General features: G+C 70.9%; 3 protein-coding genes and 1 pseudogene. All 4 read left to right on the top strand.

The features are described 5' to 3' along the window. Positions 1 to 122: pseudogene (locus tag ACFE8Y_RS21715) on the top strand (F0F1 ATP synthase subunit A); the annotation flags it as partial. A gap of 57 nt (positions 123 to 179) precedes the next feature. Further along, on the top strand, positions 180 to 407 hold the full coding sequence (locus ACFE8Y_RS21710) for a F0F1 ATP synthase subunit C (RefSeq protein ID WP_007566773.1): 228 nt from the start codon (positions 180 to 182) through the stop codon (positions 405 to 407). 116 nt (positions 408 to 523) lie between these two features. Beyond that, positions 524 to 1105, top strand: a complete 582-nt coding sequence (locus ACFE8Y_RS21705) for a F0F1 ATP synthase subunit B' (RefSeq protein ID WP_375466433.1) — start codon at positions 524 to 526, stop codon at positions 1103 to 1105. Between the two features lie 19 nt (positions 1106 to 1124). Then, positions 1125 to 1610 (top strand): ATP F0F1 synthase subunit B, encoded by a 486-nt coding sequence (locus ACFE8Y_RS21700; RefSeq protein WP_375466434.1) that lies wholly within the window; start codon positions 1125 to 1127, stop codon positions 1608 to 1610. Positions 1611 to 2141 lie beyond the last annotated feature (531 nt).

The raw sequence follows: 2141 nt of genomic DNA, 5'->3' as shown, positions 1-2141 counted from the left end.
TCCCGCTGTTCCTGACGATCGCGCTGACCGCCCTCGAATTCCTCGTGGCGGCGCTGCAAGCCTACGTCTTCGCGACGCTGACGGCGATCTACCTGAACGACGCCCTTCACCCCGGCCACTGACGGCCGGCTCCACCCGCGGCGCACGACGCACGCTCAAGACACTTCAGGAGTTTTTACATGGATCCCGTTGCTGCGAAGTACATCGGCGCCGGCCTCGCCTGCCTCGGCATGGCCGGCGCGGGCATCGGCCTCGGCAACCTGTTCGGCCAGTTCCTCGCGGGCGCCCTTCGCAACCCGTCTGCCGCCGACGGCCAGCGCGCCACGCTGCTCCTGGGCTTCGCGCTCACGGAAGCGCTCGGCATCTTCTCGCTGCTGATCGCCCTGCTCCTGCTCTTCGCGGTCTGAGGCGGGACGACCGCCGCGGCGCCCTCCGGCGCGGCGGCGCAGACCGAGCAACCCGGTGCGCGCCCCGCCCCTCGCGCGGGCGCCTCCTCTCTTTCGAAGATCGTACGGACGGAGCCATGGCGCAGCCGAATTCCCTCACCACGCCGCCGCCCGGCTCGGACGTCCACATGGTTCCGGCCGGGGCCGCCGAGCCCGCCCACGCCGCCGCCTTCCCGCCCTTCGAGACGCACACCTTCCTCGCGCAGCTCATCTGGCTCGCGCTCGCCTTCGGCCTGCTCTACTGGCTGATGGACAAAATCGCCCTGCCCCGCATCCAGGCGATCCTGCACGAGCGCGCCGCCCGCCTCTCGGCCGACCTCGACCAGGCGCAGGCGATGAAGGCGGAGGCGGACGCCGCGGGCGAGGCCTACGCGAAATCCCTCCGGGACGCGCAGGGCAAGGCCCGCGAGATCGCGCAGGGCACCCGCAACACCCTGGCCGCCGAGGCCGAGACCCGGCGCAAGGCGCTGGAGGCCGAGTTGAACCAGAAGCTCGCCGCCTCTGAGGCCACGATCCGCAGCCGCACCGAGGCGGCGATGGGCAGCGTCCGCGCGATCGCCGGCGAGACGGCCGCCGCGATCGTCGAGCGGCTGACGGGACAGGTTCCGGATCAGGCGAGCCTCGCGCGCGCCCTCGACTCCACCGCGATCGCGCACTGAGCCGGAGGGACTCACCATGTTGATGACAGCCGAATTCTGGGTCGCGGTCGCCTTCGTCGTCTTCATGGCGATCGTCTGGAAGGTCGGCGGCTTCGGGATCATGACCAAGGGCCTCGACGGGCGCGCGACCCGCGTCCGCCACGAACTCGATGAGGCCAAGCGCCTGCGCGAGGAGGCCGCCGCGGTGCTCGCCGATTACAAGCGCCGCCGCGCGGAGGCCGAGCGCGAGGCCGAGACCATCGTGTCGAGCGCCCGCGCGGAGGCCGAGCGGGCCGCCGCCGAGGGCCATCAGCGCCTGAACGACTTCATCAGTCGCCGCACCAAGGCCGCCGAGACCAAGATCGCCCAGGCCGAGGCCAAGGCGCAGGCCGACGTGCGGGCGGCGGCCGCCGACGCGGCGGTGCGGGTCTCCGAGACGATCCTGCGCGAGCGCATGCAGGGCGAGGCCGCCCAGGCCCTGGTCCGCTCCAGCCTCGGCGAGGTCCGGACCCGCCTGCGGGCCTGACCTCACCGGTCTCGCGCGACGCACGATCAAGCCGCCTCCGGTCGGCTTCTCCATGCGCCGAGGTTCGGTCCCCGCGACTGCGGAGCAGCGGTCGCCCACGGGACCTCATGGGTGATAACCCATGAGACCGGGTGTTATATGATTTCCGGCTGATGGATTCGGAGGGGCCGGCTCCCGTCATCCGCGCGCCCCTCCCTGTTCCCCCTGCGGGCTTGGGGCTTCACACATCGCTCCACGCGATGCGAAATGGGCGCGGGTCCAATCACCCGTTCGGGAGAGGGACGGGGTGAGGGATGAGAACGCACCGGAGAGGTCACGCCCCTCACCCTAGCCCTCTCCCATCCAAGTCGGGCCTGCCCGACTTGGACATCCGAGCTGCACATCTCGGGCAAGCCCGAGATGTGTGGGGAGAGGGGGCCGCCCGGCGCTTCGCCCAATCCACGCAGCACCGGCATCAAGATGTGTGAAGCCGCAAGCCCCTATGGGAGAGAGAAACCGCGCATCATTTGAACGCGCCGCGCGATGTGTGAA

The organism is uncultured Methylobacterium sp. (assembly GCF_964242245.1).
Taxonomy (GTDB): Bacteria; Pseudomonadota; Alphaproteobacteria; order Rhizobiales; family Beijerinckiaceae; genus Methylobacterium.
This window is presented reverse-complemented; position numbering and strand designations above follow the sequence as displayed.

What these genes read in the sequence shown, in the direction of transcription:
- ACFE8Y_RS21710 (WP_007566773.1), top strand. Translation starts at nt 180, where the DNA reads ATGGATCCCGTTGCTGCGAAGTACATCGGCGCCGGCCTCGCCTGCCTC.
- ACFE8Y_RS21705 (WP_375466433.1), top strand. Translation starts at nt 524, where the DNA reads ATGGCGCAGCCGAATTCCCTCACCACGCCGCCGCCCGGCTCGGACGTC.